23 protein-coding genes, 2 tRNA genes and 1 pseudogene are annotated in these 22,240 nt (G+C 36.6%); 12 read left to right on the forward strand and 14 right to left on the reverse strand.

Annotated elements, in window-relative coordinates; translation table 11 throughout:
• Positions 1–138: 138 nt before the first annotated feature.
• Together AAGD84_RS05510 and gpmI are read left to right on the forward strand one after the other, a co-directional pair.
• A tRNA-Asn gene (locus AAGD84_RS05510) sits at positions 139–210 on the forward strand.
• A 33-nt stretch (positions 211–243) separates the two neighbouring features.
• Positions 244–1,764, forward strand: a complete 1,521-nt coding sequence (gene gpmI, locus AAGD84_RS05515; protein ID WP_341817930.1) for a 2,3-bisphosphoglycerate-independent phosphoglycerate mutase — start codon at positions 244–246, stop codon at positions 1,762–1,764.
• A gap of 39 nt (positions 1,765–1,803) precedes the next feature.
• On the opposite strand, the gene fabD is transcribed toward gpmI, so the two are convergent.
• Positions 1,804–2,784: an ACP S-malonyltransferase gene (fabD, locus tag AAGD84_RS05520; RefSeq protein ID WP_155969147.1), complete on the reverse strand. Its 981-nt coding sequence runs from the start codon at positions 2,782–2,784 to the stop codon at positions 1,804–1,806.
• Positions 2,785–2,912: 128 nt separating this feature from the next.
• On the opposite strand from fabD, the gene rpmE reads away from it, so the two are divergent.
• The 3 genes from rpmE to AAGD84_RS05535 all read left to right on the forward strand — a co-directional run bounded on the left by rpmE (position 2,913) and on the right by AAGD84_RS05535 (position 5,400).
• Positions 2,913–3,116 (forward strand): 50S ribosomal protein L31, encoded by a 204-nt coding sequence (gene rpmE, locus AAGD84_RS05525; RefSeq protein WP_007548602.1) that lies wholly within the window; start codon positions 2,913–2,915, stop codon positions 3,114–3,116.
• Between the two features lie 38 nt (positions 3,117–3,154).
• On the forward strand, positions 3,155–3,949 hold the full coding sequence (locus AAGD84_RS05530; RefSeq protein WP_141457245.1) for an NAD kinase: 795 nt from the start codon (positions 3,155–3,157) through the stop codon (positions 3,947–3,949).
• A gap of 83 nt (positions 3,950–4,032) precedes the next feature.
• The gene (locus tag AAGD84_RS05535) at positions 4,033–5,400 is read left to right on the forward strand and encodes a hypothetical protein (RefSeq protein WP_341817931.1); all 1,368 of its coding nucleotides are present in this window, start codon (positions 4,033–4,035) and stop codon (positions 5,398–5,400) included.
• A gap of 240 nt (positions 5,401–5,640) precedes the next feature.
• On the opposite strand, the gene AAGD84_RS07565 is transcribed toward AAGD84_RS05535, so the two are convergent.
• From AAGD84_RS07565 to AAGD84_RS05590, 12 genes and pseudogenes are all read right to left on the reverse strand, one after another.
• Positions 5,641–5,805 carry an IS3 family transposase gene (locus tag AAGD84_RS07565; protein ID WP_081600772.1) on the reverse strand — a complete coding sequence of 55 codons (165 nt, stop codon included), beginning with the start codon at positions 5,803–5,805 and terminating at the stop codon, positions 5,641–5,643.
• On the reverse strand, positions 5,795–5,959 hold the full coding sequence (locus tag AAGD84_RS05540) for a hypothetical protein (protein ID WP_156768652.1): 165 nt from the start codon (positions 5,957–5,959) through the stop codon (positions 5,795–5,797). The genes AAGD84_RS07565 and AAGD84_RS05540 overlap by 11 nt, the downstream gene beginning before the upstream one ends.
• Complete coding sequence (locus AAGD84_RS05545; protein WP_341818170.1) at positions 5,959–6,393, reverse strand: IS3 family transposase; 435 nt, start codon at positions 6,391–6,393, stop codon at positions 5,959–5,961. The genes AAGD84_RS05540 and AAGD84_RS05545 overlap by 1 nt, the downstream gene beginning before the upstream one ends.
• 21 nt (positions 6,394–6,414) lie before the next feature.
• The gene (locus tag AAGD84_RS05550; protein ID WP_039964423.1) at positions 6,415–6,699 is read right to left on the reverse strand and encodes a transposase; all 285 of its coding nucleotides are present in this window, start codon (positions 6,697–6,699) and stop codon (positions 6,415–6,417) included.
• Positions 6,700–6,771: 72 nt separating this feature from the next.
• Positions 6,772–7,424, reverse strand: a pseudogene (locus tag AAGD84_RS05555) (IS630 family transposase); the annotation flags it as partial.
• 33 nt (positions 7,425–7,457) lie between these two features.
• Positions 7,458–7,757, reverse strand: a complete 300-nt coding sequence (locus tag AAGD84_RS05560; RefSeq protein ID WP_264374458.1) for a transposase — start codon at positions 7,755–7,757, stop codon at positions 7,458–7,460.
• The gene (locus AAGD84_RS05565) at positions 7,730–7,903 is read right to left on the reverse strand and encodes a hypothetical protein (RefSeq protein WP_264723325.1); all 174 of its coding nucleotides are present in this window, start codon (positions 7,901–7,903) and stop codon (positions 7,730–7,732) included. The genes AAGD84_RS05560 and AAGD84_RS05565 overlap by 28 nt, the downstream gene beginning before the upstream one ends.
• Positions 7,904–7,914: 11 nt before the next feature.
• Positions 7,915–9,216: a group II intron reverse transcriptase/maturase gene (ltrA, locus tag AAGD84_RS05570; RefSeq protein WP_338476458.1), complete on the reverse strand. Its 1,302-nt coding sequence runs from the start codon at positions 9,214–9,216 to the stop codon at positions 7,915–7,917.
• Positions 9,201–9,713 carry a hypothetical protein gene (locus AAGD84_RS05575; RefSeq protein ID WP_245611107.1) on the reverse strand — a complete coding sequence of 171 codons (513 nt, stop codon included), beginning with the start codon at positions 9,711–9,713 and terminating at the stop codon, positions 9,201–9,203. The genes ltrA (AAGD84_RS05570) and AAGD84_RS05575 overlap by 16 nt, the downstream gene beginning before the upstream one ends.
• An 8-nt stretch (positions 9,714–9,721) precedes the next feature.
• The gene (mnmG, locus tag AAGD84_RS05580; protein WP_341817932.1) at positions 9,722–11,644 is read right to left on the reverse strand and encodes a tRNA uridine-5-carboxymethylaminomethyl(34) synthesis enzyme MnmG; all 1,923 of its coding nucleotides are present in this window, start codon (positions 11,642–11,644) and stop codon (positions 9,722–9,724) included.
• 420 nt (positions 11,645–12,064) lie between these two features.
• Positions 12,065–12,520 (reverse strand): hypothetical protein, encoded by a 456-nt coding sequence (locus AAGD84_RS05585; protein ID WP_341817933.1) that lies wholly within the window; start codon positions 12,518–12,520, stop codon positions 12,065–12,067.
• A 65-nt stretch (positions 12,521–12,585) separates the two neighbouring features.
• Positions 12,586–12,661 (reverse strand) — tRNA-His (locus AAGD84_RS05590).
• A 150-nt stretch (positions 12,662–12,811) separates the two neighbouring features.
• Between AAGD84_RS05590 and murJ the strand changes: the two genes are divergently transcribed.
• The 5 genes from murJ to AAGD84_RS05615 all read left to right on the forward strand — a co-directional run bounded on the left by murJ (position 12,812) and on the right by AAGD84_RS05615 (position 18,999).
• The gene (gene murJ, locus AAGD84_RS05595; protein WP_265038191.1) at positions 12,812–14,311 is read left to right on the forward strand and encodes a murein biosynthesis integral membrane protein MurJ; all 1,500 of its coding nucleotides are present in this window, start codon (positions 12,812–12,814) and stop codon (positions 14,309–14,311) included.
• A complete protein-coding gene (locus AAGD84_RS05600; protein ID WP_341817934.1) occupies positions 14,293–14,481 on the forward strand; it encodes a hypothetical protein in 189 nt (62 codons plus the stop codon). Before murJ ends, AAGD84_RS05600 begins: the two co-directional genes overlap by 19 nt.
• A gap of 44 nt (positions 14,482–14,525) precedes the next feature.
• Complete coding sequence (locus AAGD84_RS05605) at positions 14,526–15,038, forward strand: hypothetical protein (protein ID WP_245611107.1); 513 nt, start codon at positions 14,526–14,528, stop codon at positions 15,036–15,038.
• Positions 15,023–16,324 carry a group II intron reverse transcriptase/maturase gene (ltrA, locus tag AAGD84_RS05610; protein ID WP_338476458.1) on the forward strand — a complete coding sequence of 434 codons (1,302 nt, stop codon included), beginning with the start codon at positions 15,023–15,025 and terminating at the stop codon, positions 16,322–16,324. The genes AAGD84_RS05605 and ltrA (AAGD84_RS05610) overlap by 16 nt, the downstream gene beginning before the upstream one ends.
• A 173-nt stretch (positions 16,325–16,497) precedes the next feature.
• On the forward strand, positions 16,498–18,999 hold the full coding sequence (locus AAGD84_RS05615) for an AsmA-like C-terminal region-containing protein (RefSeq protein WP_341818171.1): 2,502 nt from the start codon (positions 16,498–16,500) through the stop codon (positions 18,997–18,999).
• 54 nt (positions 19,000–19,053) lie between these two features.
• Here AAGD84_RS05615 and AAGD84_RS05620 read toward each other — a convergent pair whose 3' ends face one another.
• Complete coding sequence (locus AAGD84_RS05620; RefSeq protein ID WP_341817935.1) at positions 19,054–20,247, reverse strand: phage portal protein; 1,194 nt, start codon at positions 20,245–20,247, stop codon at positions 19,054–19,056.
• Between the two features lie 158 nt (positions 20,248–20,405).
• Between AAGD84_RS05620 and lipB the strand changes: the two genes are divergently transcribed.
• Positions 20,406–21,023, forward strand: a complete 618-nt coding sequence (gene lipB / locus AAGD84_RS05625; protein ID WP_174515872.1) for a lipoyl(octanoyl) transferase LipB — start codon at positions 20,406–20,408, stop codon at positions 21,021–21,023.
• Entirely contained in the window at positions 21,023–22,006 is a 984-nt protein-coding gene (locus AAGD84_RS05630; protein ID WP_265038187.1) for an LD-carboxypeptidase, read from the forward strand. The genes lipB and AAGD84_RS05630 overlap by 1 nt, the downstream gene beginning before the upstream one ends.
• The last annotated feature ends 234 nt before the right edge of the window (positions 22,007–22,240 follow it).

Below are 22,240 nucleotides of genomic sequence, written 5' to 3' on the forward strand. Positions count from 1 at the left end.
ATAGCTTCAGTTTCATGATAAGGGGGTTGGCGGAGTTTGTCAAGTAAGTTTTTTCGTTTCTGTGACCAGTTGGACTTAAAGTCTACACAAAAAACGTTTACAACCAACGTTCAACATGGTAAATTAAAAACGGTTTATTCCTCGGTAGCTCAGTGGTAGAGCAGTTGGCTGTTAACCAATTGGTCGCTGGTTCGAATCCGGCCCGGGGAGCGTTTCTCTGTGAAATTCTAGTGTTGATTTTATATGAACATTAAATCAGTGGTTTTATGTATACTAGATGGCTGGGGAAATGGAATAGAGAATAATAAATACAACGCTATCAGCAACGCAAATCCACCCTGTTGGCAATATATTAGCTCTAATTATCCAAAATGCAGTTTATCCGCCTGTGGAGCTGATGTGGGGTTACCTGGTGGTCAAATAGGTAATTCAGAAGTTGGCCATATGAATATTGGCAGTGGTAGAGTAGTAATGCAAAGCCTTCAGCGCATTAATCAAGAGATTGGAACAATAGAAAACAATGCAAATCTACAAAGTTTTATTAGTAATCTAAAAAGTAAGAACGGAGTATGCCATATAATGGGATTAGTGTCAGATGGCGGTGTTCATTCGCATCAAAAGCATATTTCAACTTTAGCAAATAAAATATCACAGCATGGAATAAAAGTGGTGATACATGCATTTTTAGATGGCAGAGACACATTGCCAAATTCAGGAAAAAAATGCATTCAAGAATTTACAAAGAGTATAAAGGGAAATGACACAAGCATTGCTACTGTTTCTGGGCGTTACTATGCTATGGACCGTGACAACAGGTGGAAGAGAACAATCGAAGCTTATGAGGCTATCGCATTTGCAAAGGCACCTTGTCATGATAATGCAGTATCGTTGATTGAGAATAACTATCAAAATAACATAACTGATGAGTTTATCAGGCCCGCAGTAATAGGTGATTATCAAGGTATAAAACCAGAATATGGAGTGCTGTTGGCTAACTTTCGTGCTGATCGAATGATACAATTAGCAAGTATTTTGCTTGGCAAAACAGATTACGCTAAGGTAGCAAAATTCTCTTCAATTTTAAGTATGATGAAGTATAAAGAAGATCTCAAAATTCCTTATATTTTTCCTCCTACTTCTTTCGCTGATACTCTAGGACAAACAATAGAAGACAATAAATTACGACAATTACGTATCGCCGAAACCGAGAAATACGCTCATGTGACTTTCTTTTTCAATTGTGGAAAAGAAGAACCTTTCTCTGGTGAAGAAAGAATACTCATTCCCTCACCAAAAGTTCAAACTTACGATTTGCAGCCCGAAATGTCAGCCTTCGAGCTCACAGAAAAGCTTGTAGAAAAAATTCACTCCCAAGAATTCGCACTGATAGTTGTAAATTACGCTAATCCTGATATGGTAGGGCATACAGGTAATATAAAAGCAGCCGAGAAAGCTGTGCTAGCTGTAGATGATTGTCTTGCGAAAGTGCTGAATGCTGTTAAAAAGTCAAGCAACACCGCATTAATTGTTACTGCAGACCATGGTAACGTGGAATGTATGTTCGATGAAGAAAATAATACACCTCATACAGCACACACTCTAAATAAAGTGCCATTTATTGTGTCTTGCGATAATCTAAAACTAAGAGACGGAAGGTTATCTGACATTGCCCCTACTATTTTACAGCTACTTGGAATTAAAAAACCAAACGAAATGACAGGCAGTTCGTTGATTTCTTGCATTACCCTCTGTCATTCCAGCTAGGCAGCGTTATGCACCGGAATGACATCAAATAGATGTGTTTTAACTTAATCCAACTTTTAAATTTTTCGCTGTTAGTACTAATGATTCATTAAAGAAGCTGTCAATATCACCAATACTATCTATATTTTTTGTACTGATAGATTGGTCAATTCTTTTGACCAAATTAGATAAAACTTTATTAGGGCCAATTTCAACAAATTTGTTAATGCCACGGCTTGACATATACAAAACCATTTCTCTCCATTTCACTCTGCTTACAACTTGCTTGGCGAGTAAAGTTTTTATAACTTTGGGATCACTCTCCTCTTTAGCTGTAACATTTGATATCAAAGGAACTATAGGACGGGTTATTTTAATACCCTTCAAAAACTCCAAAACTTTTTCATCAGCAGGTTTCATAAGAGATGAATGAAAAGGCCCACTAACCTGTAATTTAATTAGTTTCCTCACACTCGAGTTTTTGAATAAATCGGGTAACATTTCAAGAGCTTCTCTAGTGCCACTTATAACCACTTGTCCGCCACCGTTATCGTTTGCAATTTCACAAATTCCGTCAATTTGAACTGATTTCAATATATCTTCCACTTCATTTATCTCTGCTCCAAGCAACGCAACCATTCCGCCTTTACATTTCAGTGAAGCTTCATGCATTGCTTCGCTGCGAACTTTCAGCAGCTTGATTGCAGACTCAAGCGTTAACGCTCCTGCAGCACACAGCGCTGTATATTCGCCAACTGAATGCCCACAAACATATTTAACATTGTGATCAGTGAAAAGAGATTTGCCAAACACATGCTCCATAACACGTAGCATTGCAATTGATACTGCCATTATAGCTGGCTGAGCGTTTTCTGTAATGGTTAATTCTTCAATAGGACCGTTGAAGATTAAATGAGACAGCTTTCTATCCAATATGCTATCTACTTCATTAAATACTTGTCTTGCAACGGAAAACTCACTATATAAGCTCTTTCCCATTCCTACAAACTGAGAGCCCTGACCAGGGAAAGCGAAAATCATGATAATTATTACTTATTCCTTATTAAGTATAAGATTTTATTTATTTTTTGTCAATATTTTAGAATAATGATTGACTTAGTGAATTAAGTTCACTAGAATGTTAACTGACTAAAAGTTTATAAACAACAATGAATTATCATAAAATTATTATAGTTATGACAGACGGTCAAGAGTTTGAAACTCGTTCCACTTATGGAAAGGAGGGAGATAGGGTAAAACTTGATAGAGATCCTCTTACTCACCCTGCATGGACTGGAAGTTTGACAAGCGGGTTAGCAAGTAAAACTAGCAAATTAGCTAAGTTTAACGATAAATATGGAAGCATTTTCTAATTTTCCTCCTCTTTAAGTTTTAGAGAGTTTACTGAAGCATGCATAAATACAAAAATATAGGCTATGTTGCTTCTCCATCACCAAAATCGCAGGAAGTATCTAAACTATTAAAGAAACTTAATTTTATCAATATAACAGAAGAAAATAAGTCCGAAATCGATCTATTGATAGTTGTTGGCGGTGATGGCTTTATGCTGCGTACCTTGCATAATTACGTTATAGAAAATAAAAACATGCATGTGTATGGGGTAAATACCGGCAATGTTGGGTTTTTGATGAATAAATGCTTTAGCCGCAGTGAAGATTTAATTGATCATATAGAACATGCAACTTCAACTCAGTTAACTTTGCTAAAAATGGAAGCAACAGACACAAGTGGCAAGAGGTATCACTACATAGCGGTAAACGAGGTATATGTTTTTAGAAAAGCAAACCAAATAGTAGAAATGAATATCACTATTAATGATAAGCTAAAAGTAGAAAAATTTAGAGGGGACGGAGTAATATTATCTACTCCCACAGGTAGCACTGCATATAACTTCTCTGCCGGTGGCCCAATCTTGCCGCTAAATTCAAATTTACTTGCATTAACCTCTATCAATAGCTATTACCCAAGGCATTGGAATGGAGCGTTAATATCAAACGATACAATCGTACAAATTGACATTAACGACACAAAAAACCGTCCAGCACTTGTAGTATCAGATTACAAAGAATTTCATGATATATCACAGATAAAAATACAAAAAGACCATGAGAACACAATCACTTTGCTTTTTGACAAAGATTACCCTCTGAATGAAAGAATCTTTGATAGACAATTTCTATACTAATAATTATCCGTAAATTGGTATTTACTATATCTTAATAACTATAGCGTAATCAATGCAGCATAGTAATTAATTTTGGAGTGAATATGCCTGGACCAGTAAATGAAGAACAAACAGTAACATTAATTTCTTCCACATCAATAAGTGAAGATGGCGAGATAACACCAGGAATTTTACCAATACCAGCACTTAGGACAAGTACTCCGAAAAAAAATGATGAAAATACAGCTTTAGAAGCTTTGTTAGAGGAAGAATTTAAAGAGAAAAAAAACAGCAATGCTAATTCAAGAGATCCGTTAACTCTTGAGACTCAAGTATCACCTCCTTCCCTAGAAGAAACAAAAGGTGAAGAAACTCATGTTGACGTGCCACAAAATCCCACTCTAAGCAGATCACCTTCTCAAGAGACAGTATTTAATCCACCTTGGAATAGTGAAATATTAGAAGATTTACAAAGAACTAACAGCTCAAGTATACCTCCAACTGGCTCACTACCATCATACACAAGCGCAGCAGATGGCTCTAAAAAGTCTTTGCTTACAAATAGTAAATTTAACATAAATGACGATGCAATTTTAAAAAATAAAAAAACAAACAGATTCTTGCCAAGAGCAAAGTATGCCATGCAGCAGAAGGGTTTTATAATTTTTGGTGCAAGTGCTATTATACTCAGTATATCTGCAGCTTTATTATATTTACAAGATAAAGCAAAATTTATTGCATTTTTTACAAACAGCCCAAAATATATCACTATACCAGTTATCGCACTTGCTGCATTGCTTGCAATTGGTCCAATATTTTTTGCAACAAGGCAATTTATAGATACTGAAGAACATTCCATTCAAAAAAAAGATGCGGATAAAATTTTAGCTGAGGTGTTGGAGCACCAGCCAAAAGATAAAGCTATAAAATCTGTAAGACTGGAATATAGCAATGGCACTCATTCAAATTTTGTACTTAATGCTTGGGAAGCTAAACAAGGCTTCACTAACATTGACGAAAAAGTAATTACTAGAACTAATAAAATAAAATCAGTAATTAACGACAGACCAATATTTACTGCATTATTTACTGGTGTAGTTGCTGCAAATATAGCGTTTCCTCTAGGGCTACTTGCAACACATGGTGTTAATGGTGTACAAAAATTTTACCAAAACCCTTTGACTAATAACATAGGATTATCATTACTTATAGGTTCTGGTATACTTGCATTACTCATTGTGGATTTTGGCATACATTATTATAGAAAAACAAATTGCACTAATCTTATATATTCGCAGGAAAAGATTGACCCTGAAAGCGTTAACAAGAAATTCATTGAAGAAATAAAACACGAAAGAACAAATGTTCTTGGGGAAAACCACGGTAAAGACGCTAAACGCAGCAGCTTAACGCTTGAGCAAGTTGTGGTTCAATCTCATAATTGTAAGGATGTTGTTTATAGTGTCGGTTAATAAAATGCATGATATAGCTAGTGCAGCCCTACGTCATACCGCTGCAGACCGTCATACCGCGATTCATTCGCGGTATCTCTAGATCCCGCTAACACGTAGCGGGATGACGATTGTCAGGGTAGCACCTCCCTCCCCTGTCATCCAAGTAGCTGACTGACCTTACCCAGAAAAAGTGGAGAGAAAGTTTGGAATGTTTTTCACAAAGAGAATGATGAATCAAAATGCTCAGGAATGCAATAGTTAATAGTGACGTTGTTTGTTATAAAAAATTTCTATATATTCAAATATAGCAGTTTTGATATGCTGTTTAGAGTGCCGAGAGGTGTCTATTGGTAACTCCCTTTTTAGAGAACTGAAGAAGCTTTCCACAACAGAATTGTCGTAACAACAACCTTTATGACTCATCTATGTTTTTTATGGATAAGAGATATTGATAACCTTGCAAAGTATATTGTGAACCTTGATCACTATGTAATAGTAGATTTTTGGCAGGTTTACGCTTGTTAACGGCCATTAATAAAGAGTCCATAACCAATTGTTTATTTATTGAACTGCTCATTAACTACCATGCGTGAATATAGATCGATTATTGTTGCCAAATATAGCCATCCTTCTTTGGTTTTTATATAAGTAATCCCATACTTTATTTGGTTGATCGACAATAAAGTTTTGGTCTAATATATTGGGAGCTACGACTCTACTGTCCGTTTGTTGTTTCTTAATTTTAAATTTTCTTCTCAATATAGCCTGAATACCATTTTTCTGCATAATACTTTGCACTGTTTTTAAGTTGCAACTTTTACCCAAAGCCTTTAATTCAGCATGAATTTTAGGAGCTCCATATCTACATTTAGAAGCTTGATATATTTTTTGAATATCTGCTAATAACTCTTTATTTGCTGATTCTCTACTGCTTATTTTCCTTGTAGTCCACTTATAGTAGCCACTAGCAGAAAACCCTACATAATTCCTGCACTTTATAGTGTTTACTATGCTCTTTTATGAAAAAATATTTTACTCTTTTTGACTGGCCAGGGCTTTTTTTAAAATGTCTCTTTCTCTTGTTACTTTTGCTAACTCTTTCTGTAAATCAAATCTCTCTTTGTCATAAGGTGCTACATCTGGAAATGCATTTGCCGCTGACTTTTTTTCGTTATATTTCTTCATCCATTTTCCTAATACACTATCCCTTATTCCTAGATCTCTTGCTACTTTTGCAACTGGTTGACCTACCTTTCTTTGTTCATTTGTCAGCTTAACAGCTTCCAATTTGAATTCTGCCGTATATTCTCTTGCCATTTCTAATCCTCCAAAATTTTATTTTACCCGAAAAAACTCCTTTCTTTCTCTCCACTTTTTCTGGGTAAGGTCAGTCTGTCCAGGTTCCAAGATCGGTGTCAAAAATTGCTCAAACCATCCATTAAAAACATCCATATTACAGTGGCCTTCAAAGGTTAACGGAACAACTATCTTTCTTCCACTTAAGGCTGCAACCATACTGATTCGTTGAGTTTTCTTTCCAGATTTTAAGGCATAAAACCGCTGTCCTTTCTGGCAATATCCGTAGGGGTAGTCTTCGGTGTTATCAATGCCAGACTCATCTATATACACTAAGTTTTTAGGTTCTTTTGTCGCTATAATTTTCAAAAATTCAGCACGTTTTTCTTCGTTTCTTTCCTTGTATCCATATGTCTTTTTTTGCGCGTAAATCCAATTTTTTTAAGGGCTCGATAGATCGTTTGGATACTAACGTTGTTCCAAAGTTTAGCCATTTCCGATAGAGTCTTTCCTCCGTGTTCTCTGGCAAATTTGGCAAAGGTATCCCAGTCGGTAATTTTGTGATTGTAACCCCCATTTCCAAGTTTTTTTGATTGAAAGTCTCCTGTTTCTTTTCTTCTTTGCTGCCACTCCCATAAAGTAGTTCGTCCAATCTTAAATCTTGCTGCCACTGTTTCTCTGCTTTCTCCTTCGTCTAGCGCTTCCATTGCTTTTTTTCTTAAATCATAACTATATGCTGCTGGCATTCAACCTCCTTATCATCATCTACCCTTATCCTATCACATCCGGACTTTTATGGAAAGAGCTATATTTTTATCAATTCTGCAATCATTTATCTTAATATTAAGTTTCTTAAACCTTCTTGATGCTTGTGAATAGCTGATAACTGCCAAATCTCTTCCTATTTGTTGCAAATACCCTTTTATAAACCCGACTGTTTGTCTTAAACCAATTCTAAAGAAACTGACGATTATATGCACCAAAATCACAACTTTATCACTATAAATATAGTTGCCGCCCTGCATTTTTGGACAATTCTCGTACCAATTTTCTATGGCGTCATTGATATAACAAAAAATGCTTCCTCTTTCTTGGAGAAATTTGTTATATTGTTCGGTAGAAGCTGTAGCTTTACTCCTCTCGTTTGAGTTTTATTACTACAACTCCCCCTAAAGAACCGTGCTTGCAGATTTCCCGCACACGGCTCATCAATATTAGTTTTCACAGTCGTCCCTCTTATGCATATAAAGAAAAATGTATTTTTGGCTTTGGTAATGGATTTACTTCTACGTAGTGTACAAACTGTTCCCAGGTCATACTCTTTTTCTGACTACGCCGATTTATCCATTTAAATGCTAGCTTTCTTACTGATGTGTAAAATTGTTTCAAACACCAATAATTTCCGCTAATACCAAAGTAGTTATAGTGTCCTGTTAATTTAGCCTTCAGTACTTGCCACCAATCTTTAAGTCGAATACTTCCGCGGACTATTTTCAACCACTCCTTGATTTCTTTTAGTTTTCTGGCTAGATTTAACTTAGAGGTTTTATGTCCCATCATTAATCTACCACGACGACTTTTTGCACCATAGTGCGTAAACCCCAGAAAATTGAAACTTTCCGTCCTTCGTTTCTCTCTTATCGCTCGTTGCCACTCCCTCTTGCCAAACTTTACTACTCTGGTCTTGTTTTCAGATACTTCCAACCCAAATTTATTTAGCCTTTGTTTCAGTAATTCCAGAAATTCTTCCGCGTCTACCTTACTTTCGCAACAAACCACAAAATCATCGCAAAACCTTATTACTTGTATATATCCTCTGGATCTTGGTTTAAATTTCTTTTCTATCCATAAATCCAACACATAATGTAAGTATATATTTGCTAATACAGGACTTACTATACCGCCTTGTGGTGTACCTTGTTTTGTTGCTTCATAATTTCCAGCTTCGACTATCCCTGCCTTGAGAAACCGCTTTACTAACCACAGCAAATTTGGGTCAGTTATTCGTTCCCTTAGACACCTCATTAGCCATTTATGCTGTATATTATCGTAGAACTTCTTGATATCCACTTCTACAATGTAGTTTATTGGCTTGTACATAACTGCTTTATCTAGTGCATTTACCGCTTGATGACAGTTTCTTCCTGGTCGAAATCCATATGAGCTGTCCAGAAAGTTTGCCTCGTAAATATTTTCTAATATCTTCTTCAGCATAATCTGTACTAATTTATCCTCGGTCGATGGTATTCCGAGTCCGCGTTTCTCTTTACTTCCAGCTTTCGGTATATATACCCTCTTTACTGGTTGTGGTTGATATTGCTTCCTCTTCATACTTTCTACTAGCACTTCGAGTTTCTCATTCAGATTTTCTCCGTATGATTCCACTGTTATCTGGTCTACTCCACAAGCCTTGTTACGCTTCAGTTCTTTATAACATCTCGCAAGATTCTCTGTATTTATCAGATGGACTAACGATGTGAATTTTAGTCGCTTATCTTGCTTTGCTCTTACTGCTATCTGGTTTAGTTTATATCGCATGTTATTCCTACCTCCGTTGTATTGGCATAGCAATCCCTATTCCAGTTACTATATTGCTGATCGCTTCCCCTTGTACGTGGCTTTCCCACATTCTGAGTACTATCAATCAGTCCGACTTCCCCTGCATCTTCCGCTAGTTCTTGCCTTTGTTGACTTGTTCCAACGTACCTTAATAGGAATGCATGGGATCTCCCAAGTTCACTTGAAGTCCATTTCAATACATGGCACGGTCTCAGATCCCGATAGAGTGAGTGATAACTTGCCTTTACGTTATCCTTCATGCTGTCTTCCATGGCCATGAACATGTCGACCTCTATGTCTTCAGGTATTTCGGGACTCCACTCCTTCACTTCCGTTGTGCCCTGCATTGTCCATCCCACTAGCTCTATTACACTCGTTACCTCATGCAACATAGTGGTCTGTTCCAAACTGTTGGCTAGACTTTGTTTGTGTTGGATTTTCACCAACTGTTCTCCAAGCACTTCTTGGCGCACCATAGAACACCTCACACAAAATTAGCAGCTACTTTCGTTTTCCTGTTTCTCAAGTACACTAATATGCTCACTATCGCTGCGGGAGTGATGCCTTGTATTTGCTTTGCAATGCCAATTGTTGCTGGTTTTATCGTCTGCAACTTTTCTATTACTTCACTTGACAAGCCTTTAACTTGTGAATAGTTGAAGTTGATTGGAATTTGAGTATTGATTTCCTCTCGTAAAAACTTCATATCTGCTTCTTGTCTTATTAGATAAGGTTTGTATTTTGCTTCAATTTCAACCGCTTCGCATATTTCATTCTTAGTTATGCTACCCACTGCGATGTCATCCCAGCGCGTGACGCTGCTTAACTCCGGCCATATTTCTTGTAATTTATTCCAGTCGATATTTGGATAGCTAAGTAGATCTAGTGCCGTTTTTCTTATCCCATCATAAGATATTTTGATACCATAAGACCTAAGCTGCTCAGGAGTAATCGTCAAACTCTCTAGTTTTTCTTCAAGTTGCTTAATAGATTTAAGTTTATTCTGTAAAACAGAGTATCTCTCATGCGACACAAGGGAAATATCATAACCTTTTTGTGTTAATCTCCTATCTGCATTATCTGACCTGATAGCTAGCCTATATTCTGCACGTGAGGTAAATAATCTATAAGGTTCGATCACCCCTTTAGTGACTAGATCATCTATCATTACGCCGATATACGAATCTGTGCGGTGGAGAACAAAGCTTTCTTTTTTTTCAGATGCAGAAAGTGCTGCATTGATCCCGGCGATAATTCCTTGCCCTGCTGCTTCTTCATATCCAGTAGTGCCATTAATTTGGCCAGCAAAATATAGACCTTTAACTTTCTTAGTTTCAAGAGTATGAAATAGCTCTCGTGGGTCAATATAGTCATACTCAACTGCATATCCAGGTCTCAATATTTCTGCGTTCTCAAGTCCTTTGATACTCTTTATCATTTCACGCTGCACTTCAATAGGCAATGAATTTGAAATTCCGTTCGGGTATACAGTATCATCATTCAGGCCTTCTGGCTCTAGAAATATTTGATGACTACTTTTTTCTGCAAATTTTTTAACTTTAACTTCAATTGATGGGCAGTATCTTGGTGCAACAATGTCATCCAAATACGAAGAAGCTGACCTGTGAAGGTTCTCTCGAATTATTCTATGTGTATTTTCGTTAGTATGAGTAATAAAACATGAAACCTGAGGTTGGTTAATTTTTTCTGTGAGATAAGAAAACGGCACAGGTGGATTATCACCTACTTGTTCTTGCAATATTGACCAGTTTATAGTATTACGATCAAGCCTTGGTGGAGTTCCGGTACGCAGTCTACCTAATTTAAAATTATATCTCTTCAACGTATTTGCAAGTTCTACGGCAGGCTCATCTCCCATTCTCCCTGAAGGAGTTACCTGCTCTCCTATATGAATCACACCCCGCAGAAAAGTCCCTGTAGTTAGAACGACTTTACTTGTTGGTATACGTTCACCTGAGCTTATTATTACAGCTTTAATGCACGGTTTTCCATTGCCATTACTCTCTATAAGGAAATCGTTAACTGACTCTTCTTTTACCGTCAAATTGTTATAATTTAGAATGATTTCCTGTATTGCTTGCTTGTACAATTTTCGGTCTGCCTGTGCACGCGGGCCCCATACTGCCGCACCTCTGCTGCTATTTAAAATGACTGAGTGTATGCTTGCCTGATCGATTGCTCTTCCCATTATTCCATCAAGAGCGTCAACTTCCCTAACTACAACACCCTTTGCAACTCCTCCGATTGCTGGGTTGCAGGACATTTCCCCTATAGTTGAAATTTTATGAGTTATGAGCAGCGTGCTTGCACCAAGGCGAGCTGCGGCTGCAGCCGCTTCGCACCCTGCATGACCACCACCTACTACTACTACGTCATATTTATGCATGCCTTCTTGAGTAACTCTTACTCTCTAATATTCCGACTATTAGCGGTTAATGTCAAATTTTATAGTGATACCTCTCCTGTTACTCCGTACTGCACATACAACTATACGCACATTCGTTTTTGCTAAGGTAATTCGCACGACAAATGATGTCATGCCAGTGCTTGACACTGGCATCCAGTTTTCTTTACAAATTTACCAAAAGTGCTTCATTCTATAACGCAAAACCCATACTCACTAAACCCAATGCATTACTTGCAATTAAGTTTCCTGGATCCCAGTGTCAAGCACTGGGATGACACCCCTTTGTGTTTGAGGCAAAACCGGCTATAACACTTAACACACTGCCTTTGCAAACAAATGTTCGTACAGCTATATGCTGCACACTAGAATAACAGAAAGCAGAAACCTTACTTAATTGGTTTAAAGTGATTCGTACCCCTTCTCTTTTGAAGAAAAACACTCAACTATAGGTGATATAATATATTCATTCACTTTTTCAGCAGCAAATATTATAGCCATGGTTGCAAATAACCCTGCTATCGGTGCTATCACTCCTATTGTTGCACCTGCTAAAGCTGCAGAGCCCATTCCAAGCATTGCACCAGGAAAAATAGCAGTTGCGGCTGCAGCAAGGCCAACTCCAATTGCAGCACTTGTAACGCAAAAACAAGCCGCCTCGAAAAGACCTTTTTTGGAGAATTTTCCTTCTTTTACACTATTGCATATAAAATATGCAGTTAATAATATTACAGGAATGGCGGCACCACCTATAACCAAAGGTGATAAAGCTGTAAAACTCAATCCCAGACCTGTAAATGCACCTATTACCGATGCTGCGCCACAAAATATTAAAAGACTTTTAGTGCCGTCATCCATATAACCTCCCTAATTAATTGATATATTACCATTTGTTCATATCTCCGTCAAGCAGAAAATTTTAGTGGGGCGAGCGACCAGGATCGAACTGGCGACATTCAGTACCACAAACTGACGCTCTACCAACTGAGCTACGCCCGCCAAGGTATAAAATATCTAACATACGAGCGCAAATAGTCAATTGATTATTTAACTCTCCTTTTGCAGAGGGTTTTAAGTTTAGCCAATAAATATTTTCATTGATACTTTTACTATTATAGTTAATTGTATTGACACTAATGAAGTAGTGGTATGTTTAAAAGTATTTTCACATTTAGTTTTTTTACGGCTATTTCAAGGATCTCAGGGTTAATAAGAGATGTATTGATTGCTACGGTTATTGGTGCGAACTCTCTTGCAGACATATTTTTTTCTTCGTTTCGCTTTGCCAATCTATTTCGAGCATTTTTTGCAGAAGGAGCGTTCACTACCTCATTCATACCGTTATATTCGACAGAATCATATGATAATAAAAAGGCATTTAATTTTGCAAGTAGTGTAATATCCATTACGTTTATTATCTTAGTAATTTTTTGCCTTATTATGCAAACTTTCTCCCCTTATATGATTCAAATTTTTGCTCCTGGATTTGACCAAAGTAAGTTTACCCTTACTGTTACTTTATCAAGAATTATGATGCCCTACATAATCTTTGTTTCAATTGCATCACTTATTGGTGGAATGCTGCAAGTAAAGCAGCATTTTGCTTCAACAGCTATTGCACCAATTGTTTTGAATCTCTGTTTAATCATCAGTTTGTTTGTGCCTTACGTAAAAACTCCAGCGCACAACCTTTCTATAGCTGTCCTTATAGGAGGAATTTTCCAGCTACTTTTGATACTATTTAGTGCATACAAGTTAAAGGCAGCTTTTTCTTTTAGCCTTGAATTAAGCAATGAAGTAAGGTTGTTTTTTAAGCGTGTGATACCTGCAATTATCAACAATTGTGTAACTCAAATAAGCTTATGGATTGATACAATAATGGCAAGTTTTATACCAAATGCGGTGTCTTATATATATTATGCCGATAGACTAAATCAACTACCGCAGGGAATAATCGGTACTGCAATTGGTACAGTGCTTCTTCCTCTAATTTCAAAACAGGTGAATAATACTGAAAATATAGTCAAAATACAGAACAAGGCTCTCAACATAGGATTAATGTTAATTATGCCAACAACTGCTGCCTTTATCATTATTCCCGACATAATTTTACTTACGCTTTTTTCTTACGGCCGGTTTGATCATTATGCAGTGCAGCAAACTGTTCCCACTTTAATAGCATTTTCTCTTTCTTTACCTGCATTTATTATAAATAAAGTATTGCTACCTACATTTTTTGCTAAAGGCAATCTGAAAATACCAACCATATTTTCGCTAATGTGTCTTGGAATTAATGTAGTGCTAAACCTTTTGTTAATGAACGAGTATCAGCATACGGGGATTGCTATTGCTACTTCCGTTTCCACTTGGATAAACTCCATTCTATTAATTAGTTATTTAACAATAAATAAGATGTATAAGGTTAGCCAAGCGTTATTGTTAAATATCATGAAAATTTTTGTAGCAACGGTAGTCATGTCAATAGCCCTTTATATTTTTAATTCTTTGTTGGCAGGATTATTTTTTGATAAAATGTTGGCTCGTATCGTTTATTTAACGACTTTAATAGCTTTGAGTGTTATTGTTTATTTTGGTATTCTTTACCTAACTTTTAGAGGAAGTTTGAAAACATGTATAAATGTAATCTGAAGGTACAACAAATGGTGTCATCCCAGTGCTTGACACTGGGATCCAGATATAAAAGTATTTACAAATTGTGCAATAGACAACAGATTCTAGGAGCATACGCTGAAATAATGCCCATGATGAAAATAAGATGGATCCCAGTGTCACGCACTTGGATGACAGGAAAAAGGTGAACTGGGATGACAAGATGAAAGGATGCTGGAATGAGAGGTCTACTATGGTGCGCCAAGAAGTGCTTGGAGAACAGTTGGTGAAAATCCAACACAAACAAAGTCTAGCCAACAGTTTGGAACAGACCACTATGTTGCATGAGGTAACGAGTGTAATAGAGCTAGTGGGATGGACAATGCAGGGCACAACGGAAGTGAAGGAGTGGAGTCCCGAAATACCTGAAGACATAGAGGTCGACATGTTCATGGCCATGGAAGACAGCATGAAGGATAACGTAAAGGCAAGTTATCACTCACTCTATCGGGATCTGAGACCGTGCCATGTATTGAAATGGACTTCAAGTGAACTTGGGAGATCCCATGCATTCCTATTAAGGTACGTTGGAACAAGTCAACAAAGGCAAGAACTAGCGGAAGATGCAGGGGAAGTCGGACTGATTGATAGTACTCAGAATGTGGGAAAGCCACGTACAAGGGGAAGCGATCAGCAATATAGTAACTGGAATAGGGATTGCTATGCCAATACAACGGAGGTAGGAATAACATGCGATATAAACTAAACCAGATAGCAGTAAGAGCAAAGCAAGATAAGCGACTAAAATTCACATCGTTAGTCCATCTGATAAATACAGAGAATCTTGCGAGATGTTATAAAGAACTGAAGCGTAACAAGGCTTGTGGAGTAGACCAGATAACAGTGGAATCATACGGAGAAAATCTGAATGAGAAACTCGAAGTGCTAGTAGAAAGTATGAAGAGGAAGCAATATCAACCACAACCAGTAAAGAGGGTATATATACCGAAAGCTGGAAGTAAAGAGAAACGCGGACTCGGAATACCATCGACCGAGGATAAATTAGTACAGATTATGCTGAAGAAGATATTAGAAAATATTTACGAGGCAAACTTTCTGGACAGCTCATATGGATTTCGACCAGGAAGAAACTGTCATCAAGCGGTAAATGCACTAGATAAAGCAGTTATGTACAAGCCAATAAACTACATTGTAGAAGTGGATATCAAGAAGTTCTACGATAATATACAGCATAAATGGCTAATGAGGTGTCTAAGGGAACGAATAACTGACCCAAATTTGCTGTGGTTAGTAAAGCGGTTTCTCAAGGCAGGGATAGTCGAAGCTGGAAATTATGAAGCAACAAAACAAGGTACACCACAAGGCGGTATAGTAAGTCCTGTATTAGCAAATATATACTTACATTATGTGTTGGATTTATGGATAGAAAAGAAATTTAAACCAAGATCCAGAGGATATATACAAGTAATAAGGTTTTGCGATGATTTTGTGGTTTGTTGCGAAAGTAAGGTAGACGCGGAAGAATTTCTGGAATTACTGAAACAAAGGCTAAATAAATTTGGGTTGGAAGTATCTGAAAACAAGACCAGAGTAGTAAAGTTTGGCAAGAGGGAGTGGCAACGAGCGATAAGAGAGAAACGAAGGACGGAAAGTTTCAATTTTCTGGGGTTTACGCACTATGGTGCAAAAAGTCGTCGTGGTAGATTAATGATGGGACATAAAACCTCTAAGTTAAATCTAGCCAGAAAACTAAAAGAAATCAAGGAGTGGTTGAAAATAGTCCGCGGAAGTATTCGACTTAAAGATTGGTGGCAAGTACTGAAGGCTAAATTAACAGGACACTATAACTACTTTGGTATTAGCGGAAATTATTGGTGTTTGAAACAATTTTACACATCAGTAAGAAAGCTAGCATTTAAATGGATAAATCGGCGTAGTCAGAAAAAGAGTATGACCTGGGAACAGTTTGTACACTACGTAGAAGTAAATCCATTACCAAAGCCAAAAATACATTTTTCTTTATATGCATAAGAGGGACGACTGTGAAAACTAATATTGATGAGCCGTGTGCGGGAAATCTGCAAGCACGGTTCTTTAGGGGGAGTTGTAGTAATAAAACTCAAACGAGAGGAGTAAAGCTACAGCTTCTACCGAACAGACTTTCTTTATATGCCATATTATCAATCTCGCTGCTATTAATTCTCATGCACGTTGCTGCAACTTTTAAGGATTGGAGTGGCTACAAGGAATATATTATAAAAGAGTTGGAGAGGACGTATGATGCTGAAGTGCGTATTGGGGGAAAAATTAAAGTTTCGTTGATTACCCCAAAGCTCACTATTTATAATGTATATGTACAATACAACGAAAATAAAGAGCAAAAGTTGTCAGATTTAATTAGTGTAAGAAAAATTGAGGTAAAACCGTCACTCCTATCGTTGTTTTTATTTTCGTTGCAACCAAAGTCAATCACATTGTTTGGCATGAAAAGCAATAAAGAAAATTTAATTAATATTATAAATACAAAAGCCAGTGGTAACACAGTCGATATAGTAATAAAAGACAGCCAAGTAAGTTTTAAGAATGATTTCGCTAATTATAGCAGCATTGTTAATATAAAGGAGGTTGCTGTAAAAAAAAATAGGCAATTCTCCGGTAAAGTAAAGGTAGGTGATAATAATTACGATTTTTCAGGAAAGGTTGATATCACAAAAAAGAATGTACACATTAGTGTTGAATCAAATTTTGTAAATTTGCTATTTACAGGTAATAGAAATCAAGAAGAACTCCAGGGTAATTTAACACTAACGATCAATAATAGTTCCGGTTTTGCGAGTGATTTAGCAAAAATCATTAATCTTAGCTTTCTCTCTCATGTTATTCCTAGCAAAAATATCAAGATATCATCCAATATAAGTCTTAATGAAAGTGAGTTTACGGCAACTGACCTAAAAATTGATTCCAAAAGCATGCAAGCCAGTGGTACAATACAAAATGATAGAAAAGGCAATCACACTAATCTCAATATTAGCTTCAGTAAAGTTGATTTAGATTCCATACAAGATGATTTACAAAAAACAATGAATATGAAAGACCTTCTGGAATGTTTTAGAGAAGTTGTGCCAAAGAACTTGAGCTTAAATTTTAATATAGAAGCTTCTAACATTCAATATCAAAACAAAATATTGGACAATTTCCGTGCTGTACTAAAATCCACTGATGGCAAAGTAAAAGTTAATACGCTTCTTAAATTTCCTGGAATCAATAATATATCTTACTTATCAGGAGAAATCTCAAACAATAATGTCCTATCTGAATTCAACGGTGATTTATTAGTCGAAGGAAATGATTTTGAGTCATTCATTTCATGTTTTTTCCCTTCTATAAAGATGAAAGAAAACCAGAAAAATCAATTTACACTAAGTTCTAAACTGCACCTTGCACCAAGAATATTATCTATCTCAGACATTAGACTGCTAAATAATAAGGAATCCTTGCAAGGGTCAATTAGAGTAAGCCACACAAAAAAACACAATGTGATCAATGGTGAATTTAGCATGCATAATCTTGATGCAGATAAATATGATCATTCATTATTTAGCAGTTTACCTAAAATGCAATGGCTGAAAATTTTTCAGTATGATGCAAATATAAAGGCCAGTGTTAATAACCTTACATTGAATGATACGAAAATTAAAAATTTGGATTTTTTGCTAAAAATGGAAAAAGGTAAGCTAGTTGCAGATAAAATAAAACTATCTGGAGAAGATTTCGATATTACCGGTAATGCAAAAATATTAGCAGATCAAAAATACGCCAAACCTTTATTAGATGTTAACCTTACGGGCAGTAAATTTAATGGAAATATCTTTAAATTACCGAATTTAGTAGAGACGAAAAGAAATTCAAGAAATGAGATAGATCAAATTCAATGGTCAACAAAGCAGCTTGATTTTTTGGATGATAAAGAAGGCTTTGATGCAAATGTGCAAATCAATACTGCAGAATTTAAAACCGAGCAGAATGTTTTAAAAGATTTTAATTTGGATGCGGTAATGAGAAACAACACTATCACTATCAGGCAGGCAAGTTACGTATTAGAACACGGGCAAGTGTTTTTTCAGGGTTATTTAAGATCAGACTCAATAAATACAAGGTTTTCTATTGTAAATTTGGACACTAAAAAGATTGGTAAGGTTATAGGAATTGACAATGTAAATGGTCAGGTAAGCTTAAATGGTGAAATCAAAACTCAAGGAAAAAGTTTTCATGATTGGGCTAGTAACTTATCAGGAGATGTAAACTTACAAGCGCAAGGAATAGAAGTTACTAATGTAGATTTCAATTCATTTATCACTAATTTGTTAAGCAGTAAGAATAAATCTGAAATTTCCACACTTGCTTATGTTGATATATATAACGGTAAAACATCTTTTGAAAATATTAGCGGAAAAGCAAGTATTAAGAGTGGTATATGTTCAACTAGTTTACAATTCGGGATTGATCAAGCATCAGGGTCGATCTCTTCTAATTTAACCTTATCTAACTTCGCTTTAGTTTCTATATTCAGGTTCTTTTTCATACCACCAAATTATAGTAATCCAATCTATATCGATATGCATTTGGATGGCCCTATTTGGCGTCCTAAGATGAGTTTTGATGTAGACCAAATCTTCACCGCTCTGGTTGGCAAGAAAAATAGTTGATTTACTTAGGCGTACGGTTTAGGAGACAATGAACTCATCTGAACGGGTACAAACTTAACCTAACTCATCACCACCCGGCAGCGGTGGTAAGCCAAATGCTTCCCTTTTTTCATTGAGTGTCATAAAGCTTGCATTTTCTACATATTTCCACAACTTTTGTCTCTTTTCCATGAGAATTTCTATTGCATCTTTGTCATACGACAAGCACAGATCTTCACCAAATCTTGGTATCAGCCAAGAATTCAGGTGACAGATAATATTTTCTAGCGTTGGTAAAACCGTCTGTTCCCAGAGGGATAAGCGTGCTTCGACTAAATTGCTATAAGTGTTATCACCTGGTATGCCAAGCAACTGCGGCGGAACACCAAAAGCCAGGGCAATATCACGAGCTGAACTGTGTTTGGACTCAATGAAATCCATATCCCTTGGCGATAAGCTCATTTCCTTCCACTCCAAGCCTCCTTCAAGCAATATCGGTCTTCCAGCATTGACAGGACCTGAATAATGATCATTTATCTGCACCTTTAAGCGTTGGTACTGCTCTTGACTTAAACTTCCACCACTTCCATCTTTTGCTGATTTCACAACTATTGCACCACTTGGTCTTGCTCCGTTTTGCAACATCGCTTGATTCCAAGCACCCGCCTGATTATGCTGATCTATGCTATATGCAGCTGCCTCAATTGGTGATAGCCCATACCAATCATTCAAAGGATTAAAGGTCTTTAAGTGCAACACTGCTGAACATCCAGTTAGTTTATCAACTTTAAAGTCATAACTGTTGTTATTTATGGTATAACGATAGATATAAGGAACGTTATTTCTCCCTGGAACAATTTCAACCATATCTGGGCGCAGAAGATAAAGCTCTGTTGGTGGTTTTCTATTGTTCTGCGACTCAACCATCAATATATAAGAATTGCCGTTAACTAACCGATAAGTTACAATCCCCTCAATAAATTCCGATTTTGATGTCATTGGATTAGGAGAATAAAGTAATTTCAGTAATGGATGGGCTTTTAATTGTGATTTTCCCTGGTCAGTAAGCTGGCAGAGAGTAAGAGGTACCGAAGATGCAGCACTTGCAATCATATTGATTGCTCGAAAGGCAATAACATTTTTTATGTAACCTTCCTCAGCAAAACTTACATAATCACGCTTACTCCAACTTGGCTCCATCATTAGCTGCAAAGCAGAATATTTAGTAAATACTGCGCTTTTTTTTCTTTGAAAGATGTTGAAATTCATATGTGCCTCATGAAAGATGTTTAAAAGTTAAAAGTGTTTTAGATTCTGTAGTTAAACTAAGACATAGATCCCAGTGTCACGCACTGGGATGACGGAAGGAAAGCACTTGGGTGACAGGAAAAGAACGAACTGCTATACTAAAAAAAAAGAAATAGAATATGACAGAATGGCTAATATCTAATCAGCTTATTGATTATAACTGTGCTGTAAAATCCATGGAAGAGAAAATTCAACAAATTCACAATAATTCAGCAGACGAATTGGTATGGCTACTCCAGCACCCTCCACTTTATACTGCAGGAATCAGTGCAACAGATGACGACGTTGTTGAAAAATTATTTCCTATATATAAAACAGGAAGGGGTGGTAAGCACACATATCATGGTCCAGGACAGCGCATCATATATTTAATGTTAAACCTTAAAAAAAGAAATAAATGCGATATAAAGCTATATATTAGAGACCTAAGTAATTGGATGATAAACGTTTTAAGGCATTTTAATATACTTGGAGAATTTAAAGAGGATAGAATAGGTGTTTGGGTAAACCATAACGGAGTAGAAAAAAAAATTGCAGCTTTTGGTATCCGTTTAAGAAAATGGGTAACTTATCATGGCATAGCGCTTAACGTCTTTCCAGACCTCTCTCACTATAAGGGTATTATTCCTTGTGGACTGCAAGATTATGGCGTCACGTCAATGGAAGAACTAGGAGTGAAAGTTCCACTCTCTGAATTGGATGATATACTAAAAAAAGAGTTTTATAAGATATTTTAATGATTGTTTATCTTTTATATTTCATTCTCACTTTATGTGCTAACACAAGTATTCATGCAATCGACCAAGTTGATATTATTGCTCCTTCTTCGAAGGGAAAAGAATCAGATCTGACTACTATAAAAGAATATGTAGAAGCTTTGGATTTTAATCCTCATATTTCGGAGAAAATATATAGTAATGATAATCCATTTTATTCCAACTCTGATGAATTCAGAGCAAATGATTTGGTTAGTGCACTAACCGGTGATAGTAAAATAATTTGGTGTATCAGAGGAGGAGAAGGGGCTTCTCGGTTAATTCCCTATCTAGAAAAGTTACCCAATGATAAAAAAGAAAGGATTGCTCAAAACAAAAAAATCCTCATAGGCTATAGCGATATAACTGCCTTGCACATCTATCTACAAGCTAAATATGATTGGCAAACTCTTCACGGCACCATGTTGGAAATGATAGTAAATAACTCCGTTTCTGAAAGCTCTGTTGAAAAATTGAAAGAGTTAATTCTTAACAAGCGGGATTCTATCAGATTTGATAACCTAAAGACGATAAATAATGGCATTAGACTAAAAGATGGCAGATTAGAGTCTAAAATCATCGGTGGTAATATGACTCTAGTTGAAAATAGTATAGGAACCGCTTGGCAAATAAATGCGAAAGGTAAAATTCTATTTTTAGAGGACATAAGAGTTTACCCATATGCAATAGAGCGCAGTTTAGATCACCTAAAACAAGCTCACATCTTTGATGGAGTACATGCAGTAATCTTTGGGGATTTCGTTAACTGCTATAACGATAACCTTGTTGAAGTTGTAAAAGAAAGGTTTGCAAAAAGTGTTAACTTTCCTGTATTTACAATGAAAGGGGTAGGCCATGGACATACAAATGATCCTTTACCTTTTAACACTCACGCTATTATTAGCGTTCAAGACGAAAAAGAAGGTTTGTTTTTTATGGACGTGCAGAATGTTAGCTACACATAGCTGATAGCTCACTAGGCTTCTTTTGAAATTGTTAAGGTAATTGTCATCCCAGTGCCCTGACTACTTGGATCCAGAAGACTTAATTTTAACCAAGCAGGCTGCATAATAAAGGCTGGATTCCAGCGTCACGCGCTGGAATGACAAGGTATAAACCTTATCGTCATGCCGCCGCGAACCGTCATACCGCGATTCATTCGCGGTATCTCATCAGCTAACAAGCAGCAGTTCTACGTC

It is taken from the genome of Wolbachia endosymbiont (group A) of Andrena fulva, assembly GCF_964026815.1.
GTDB lineage: Bacteria > Pseudomonadota > Alphaproteobacteria > Rickettsiales > Anaplasmataceae > Wolbachia > Wolbachia pipientis.

What these genes read in the sequence shown, in the direction of transcription:
- gpmI (WP_341817930.1), top strand. Translation starts at nt 244, where the DNA reads ATGAACATTAAATCAGTGGTTTTATGTATACTAGATGGCTGGGGAAAT.
- fabD (WP_155969147.1), bottom strand. Translation starts at nt 2,784, where the DNA reads ATGATTTTCGCTTTCCCTGGTCAGGGCTCTCAGTTTGTAGGAATGGGA.
- rpmE (WP_007548602.1), top strand. Translation starts at nt 2,913, where the DNA reads ATGAATTATCATAAAATTATTATAGTTATGACAGACGGTCAAGAGTTT.
- AAGD84_RS05530 (WP_141457245.1), top strand. Translation starts at nt 3,155, where the DNA reads ATGCATAAATACAAAAATATAGGCTATGTTGCTTCTCCATCACCAAAA.
- AAGD84_RS05535 (WP_341817931.1), top strand. Translation starts at nt 4,033, where the DNA reads ATGCCTGGACCAGTAAATGAAGAACAAACAGTAACATTAATTTCTTCC.
- AAGD84_RS07565 (WP_081600772.1), bottom strand. Translation starts at nt 5,805, where the DNA reads ATGAGTCATAAAGGTTGTTGTTACGACAATTCTGTTGTGGAAAGCTTC.
- AAGD84_RS05540 (WP_156768652.1), bottom strand. Translation starts at nt 5,959, where the DNA reads ATGAGCAGTTCAATAAATAAACAATTGGTTATGGACTCTTTATTAATG.
- AAGD84_RS05550 (WP_039964423.1), bottom strand. Translation starts at nt 6,699, where the DNA reads ATGGCAAGAGAATATACGGCAGAATTCAAATTGGAAGCTGTTAAGCTG.
- ltrA (WP_338476458.1), bottom strand. Translation starts at nt 9,216, where the DNA reads ATGCGATATAAACTAAACCAGATAGCAGTAAGAGCAAAGCAAGATAAG.
- AAGD84_RS05575 (WP_245611107.1), bottom strand. Translation starts at nt 9,713, where the DNA reads ATGGTGCGCCAAGAAGTGCTTGGAGAACAGTTGGTGAAAATCCAACAC.
- mnmG (WP_341817932.1), bottom strand. Translation starts at nt 11,644, where the DNA reads ATGCATAAATATGACGTAGTAGTAGTAGGTGGTGGTCATGCAGGGTGC.
- AAGD84_RS05585 (WP_341817933.1), bottom strand. Translation starts at nt 12,520, where the DNA reads ATGGATGACGGCACTAAAAGTCTTTTAATATTTTGTGGCGCAGCATCG.
- murJ (WP_265038191.1), top strand. Translation starts at nt 12,812, where the DNA reads ATGTTTAAAAGTATTTTCACATTTAGTTTTTTTACGGCTATTTCAAGG.
- AAGD84_RS05600 (WP_341817934.1), top strand. Translation starts at nt 14,293, where the DNA reads ATGTATAAATGTAATCTGAAGGTACAACAAATGGTGTCATCCCAGTGC.
- AAGD84_RS05605 (WP_245611107.1), top strand. Translation starts at nt 14,526, where the DNA reads ATGGTGCGCCAAGAAGTGCTTGGAGAACAGTTGGTGAAAATCCAACAC.
- ltrA (WP_338476458.1), top strand. Translation starts at nt 15,023, where the DNA reads ATGCGATATAAACTAAACCAGATAGCAGTAAGAGCAAAGCAAGATAAG.
- AAGD84_RS05615 (WP_341818171.1), top strand. Translation starts at nt 16,498, where the DNA reads ATGCACGTTGCTGCAACTTTTAAGGATTGGAGTGGCTACAAGGAATAT.
- AAGD84_RS05620 (WP_341817935.1), bottom strand. Translation starts at nt 20,247, where the DNA reads ATGAATTTCAACATCTTTCAAAGAAAAAAAAGCGCAGTATTTACTAAA.
- lipB (WP_174515872.1), top strand. Translation starts at nt 20,406, where the DNA reads ATGACAGAATGGCTAATATCTAATCAGCTTATTGATTATAACTGTGCT.
- AAGD84_RS05630 (WP_265038187.1), top strand. Translation starts at nt 21,023, where the DNA reads ATGATTGTTTATCTTTTATATTTCATTCTCACTTTATGTGCTAACACA.